Below are 3,575 nucleotides of genomic sequence, written 5' to 3'. Positions count from 1 at the left end.
TCGTCCAGAAACAACATCTTAGTCGTGCTAATGGTATGACTCAGTTATCAGAAGCATTGGCTCGATTGCTATCACCAATTTGTGGAGGCTTTCTGGTAATTGTAATCCAATTACAGGGTGTCATCCTGATAGATTTAGTCACTTTTTTGTTCGCTTTAGTAACACTCTTAATTGTTGAATTCCCAAAACAAAAAACCACAGTTGCCGGAAAAATAGGCAAGGGTTCTTTACTAAAGGAATCTATGTACGGTTGGAGTTATATTCAAGCTCGCCCCGGATTAATGGGACTGTTAATCTTCTTCAGTATCAGTAACTTTGCTGTCAGCACTGCTGAAGTTTTATTCACCCCCCTAGTTTTGTCTTTTACCTCTGCCAACGTCCTCGGTATAGTTTTATCTATTGGGGGTAGCGGTATGTTAATCAGTAGCATCCTTATGAGCATTTGGGAAAATCCAAAACGTCGCATTCATGCTGTACTTGGCTCTAATTTCCTGCTGGGGCTGGCTATTTTATTGGTGGGAATGACCACCTCTGTTACCTTAATTACTATTGGAGCTTTCGTAGCTTTTTTGACAATACCTGTTTCACAAAGTTCCTCTAATGCCATTTGGCAAACTAAGGTGGCACCCGATGTCCAAGGAAGGGTTTTTGCAATTAGACACATGTTAGCTTGGTCATCACGACCTTTAGCTTATCTGTTTGTAGGTCCCCTAACCGACAGGGTGTTTGAACCTTTAATGACAGCTAATAGTTTCTTAACCGGAAGCATTGGACAAGTCATCGGCACCGGATCAGGTCGTGGTATCGGTTTGATGTTTATGTTTATGGGAACATTAACTATGTTAGCGACTATTGTTGCCTATCAATATACTCCCTTAAGGTTAGTAGAAGAGCAACTGCCCGATGCCATAATTGATACCATTGTCTGACAAGCGAAGCTATCGCCTTTTTGTACGTCTTGAAAGATCGGCACAGAACTTTCTACAAATGGCATCTCTCTGTTCAATAGATTCATAGATTATTTTACGACTTTCACGCATAAAACTAGCTGCCCATATATCTTGTTGTTGATTACCATCTTCTAATAGTGTTTGTTCACAATAAAAGTGCATTTCACCTCCACCAGCTAAAACACGACGTTCAAGGTCTACCGCTACCTTTATATAAAATTTTAACTCTTCTAACATTTTTTCGATTTGTTCTGGAGTTGCACGACTACGAATAATTTTTATCAATCAATTTGACCCCCTGGTTATTTTTTTCGGTAATTTATGTTCAATGGCTAATCCCACCAAGCATATAACTTGTGAGAATTTATCTCTAACTCATCACATCCCCAAACAAATTTAACAAATTCACCGACAAAATCTAAGTCTTCTACACCAATGACTGTAATCGCATCAACAACTAAATCGGGGTTCTCTATCTTAGTAAATGCTACTCCATCATAATTTACTATTAATCCTTTTTCTTGGCAACGCTGTCCAAATTCGATAAATAAACCCACTGATGGAGCAGCGTTAAAACTTGCAGATGTTGTAGTGTGACCATCTTTAACAATCTCTTCCAATGTTGCCAATGATAAACCCTGAAACTTGATTACATTAGGAGTATATTCAGTAATTGTATTACCTAATATTTCTTCTATTCTTTGCACCATAAATTTCCGTCAAACTCCAATTCTACCAATGTACAATATTCAAGAGTTTTTCTCAATATTCCTGCATTAGTGTAGCCTCTTTCTACATATGGTAAGGAGTTTAAAGTTTTATGATTTAACTTAGCATAGTACCGAAGAGCCATATTTTATGAATGAAGATGCTTTTTTGCCGCACAACGAGCATATAAAAAATACCCAAATGTAAAGCTCCACGTTTTCCGCATCAACGAAACTGGGGTGTGTGGCAGGATATGATTTCGGGTAAATTTGGTGATGAGGATGAATTATTCACCAAATATATCTATATTACCAATTGCATACTCCGATGAATCTACAGTAGAAGATGGTAAACCCTGAAGTTCAGCTTTATTCCTCATACTTTCCACCTTATCTGCTTCTCGAATAGCTAATGGATTGATGTGTTGACGTTCTGCTAACAGCGTCGCCACAGAAATTTCAAATGGTGGTAATTTACCATTGCTAGCAACAGGTATATCTTCTGGAAACATTTGACAAAAAGTAGTAGCCGCCGCCCTCTCAACAATAGTTTGAATTTCCGCACCTACACAGCGATTAGTTTCTTTAAGTATTCGTCGCCATTCCTCTTGACTATAAGGGTCAATACTACCAGAAACATCACTACTAAATCTATCATCAAATCTCGCACAGTGAAGTTTAAAAATACTGTGTCTTTCCCCATAATTAGGCAAGTCAACTTTATAAATATAGTCAAATCTTCCTGCCCTAGTTAATTCTGGTGGTAGCCATTCTAAACGATTTACACTAGCAATTACAATTACATCACTGGTACGTTCTTGCATCCAAGTGAGTAACTGACCTGCTAACCTTCTAGCTATATCATCATCTCCAGCAAAACCTTTGTCAAAGTCATCAAAATACAAAACCACTTCATTGAGACGGTCTGCTAATTTTAGTAGTTGTTTTAATTTTATTTCTGCTTCATTACCATAACTTCTCACATTACCCCAATCTAATAAAATCAAGGGAATACCTAAAATTTGTGAGCATACTTTAGCAAAGCAAATGGTAGTGGTAGTGTTACCGTGGGTGCTGCTGAAGAACGGTTTGGAAAAGTGCTGAAATATTATTTTGGTGATTGGGTATTTCCCCAACAAGAAATGTTACCAAATAGTCATGACCGTCCTTACACAGCAGATTTTGTAATTGTAGAACCAAATACTGAGCTACATCTTGATATTGAAGTGGACGAAAGTCATTGTTTTTCTACAGGAGTACCTACCCATTGTATTGGTGATGATGATTATCGAAATCAGTGTTTTCTTAAAGCTGGGTGGGTAATAATACGGTTTGCCGAAGAACAAGTTGTTAGTCAACCAGAACGCTGTTGTCGCTTTATTGGTAATGTGGTAGCAAAGTTGAGTGGAAATGTATCATTGAGTTATCAGTTCGCAGATGTTGCCCCACTAACTCCTGTCAAGCAATGGTCAAGGAAACAAGCAGCTTCTTTGAAGAAAAAGAACTATCGTCAAGGCTACTTGTGAGATGATCGGTGATAATAGTACATAAGATGAGCATTTCCAAATGTTTCTGGATCAAAAAATGTGACCCATTGGGTCACAAACTTTGTGCTGTTAAGTAGTCGAGCAATGCCGGGGGATTTTCCTCCGTGGCAGACTGTATACACATATTTCCGCAACTGGCGTTGCATATGGGACATGGTTGCGTATTCATGACTGTCTGCGAGAATGGACTCGCATTGAACGCCAACGTCATCGGTGTCCATCGGAGGCGATTATCGACAGTCAAAGCGTCAAAAGTGCAGCAATAGACATCTCCGGAAATAGCTAAAGTGTTACTGCCACTGCTTTTAAAAGTGAGATGCCCCAATGCAAAGGTAGCTGGCTGGTACGCTAAAATAAGCGTTAGAGATGCC

Annotated in this window: 4 protein-coding genes and 2 pseudogenes; 3 read left to right on the top strand and 3 right to left on the bottom strand. The window is 38.9% G+C overall.

Going from position 1 to position 3,575, the window contains the following annotated elements; all coding sequences use genetic code 11:
* Positions 1-929, top strand: a 929-nt coding sequence (locus H6G68_RS26675) for an MFS transporter (RefSeq protein WP_190909333.1), incomplete at its 5' end; no start/stop codon positions are given.
* Between the two features lie 9 nt (positions 930-938).
* Here the strand turns inward: H6G68_RS26675 and H6G68_RS26670 are convergent.
* The 3 genes and pseudogenes from H6G68_RS26670 to H6G68_RS26660 form a co-directional block, all read right to left on the bottom strand.
* The gene (locus H6G68_RS26670; RefSeq protein WP_242045418.1) at positions 939-1,235 is read right to left on the bottom strand and encodes a DUF5674 family protein; all 297 of its coding nucleotides are present in this window, start codon (positions 1,233-1,235) and stop codon (positions 939-941) included.
* A 47-nt stretch (positions 1,236-1,282) separates the two neighbouring features.
* Positions 1,283-1,660, bottom strand: a complete 378-nt coding sequence (locus H6G68_RS26665; RefSeq protein ID WP_190909332.1) for a hypothetical protein — start codon at positions 1,658-1,660, stop codon at positions 1,283-1,285.
* A 284-nt stretch (positions 1,661-1,944) separates the two neighbouring features.
* Positions 1,945-2,697 (bottom strand): annotated as a pseudogene (locus H6G68_RS26660) (ATP-binding protein); the annotation flags it as partial.
* 27 nt (positions 2,698-2,724) lie between these two features.
* On the opposite strand from H6G68_RS26660, the gene H6G68_RS26655 reads away from it, so the two are divergent.
* Together H6G68_RS26655 and H6G68_RS27505 are read left to right on the top strand one after the other, a co-directional pair.
* Complete coding sequence (locus tag H6G68_RS26655; RefSeq protein WP_339327897.1) at positions 2,725-3,183, top strand: hypothetical protein; 459 nt, start codon at positions 2,725-2,727, stop codon at positions 3,181-3,183.
* An 81-nt stretch (positions 3,184-3,264) separates the two neighbouring features.
* Positions 3,265-3,463 (top strand): annotated as a pseudogene (locus tag H6G68_RS27505) (transposase); the annotation flags it as partial.
* Positions 3,464-3,575: the final 112 nt, after the last annotated feature.

The organism is Anabaena catenula FACHB-362 (assembly GCF_014698735.1).
Taxonomy (GTDB): Bacteria; Cyanobacteriota; Cyanobacteriia; order Cyanobacteriales; family Nostocaceae; genus Anabaena; species Anabaena variabilis_A.
Note: the sequence above shows the minus strand (reverse complement) of the source record. Positions and strands in the feature narration are given on the sequence as shown.

Bases quoted from the DNA above. Each gene is read 5' to 3' on its own strand.
- H6G68_RS26665 (WP_190909332.1), bottom strand. From the start codon at position 1,660: ATGGTGCAAAGAATAGAAGAAATATTAGGTAATACAATTACTGAATAT.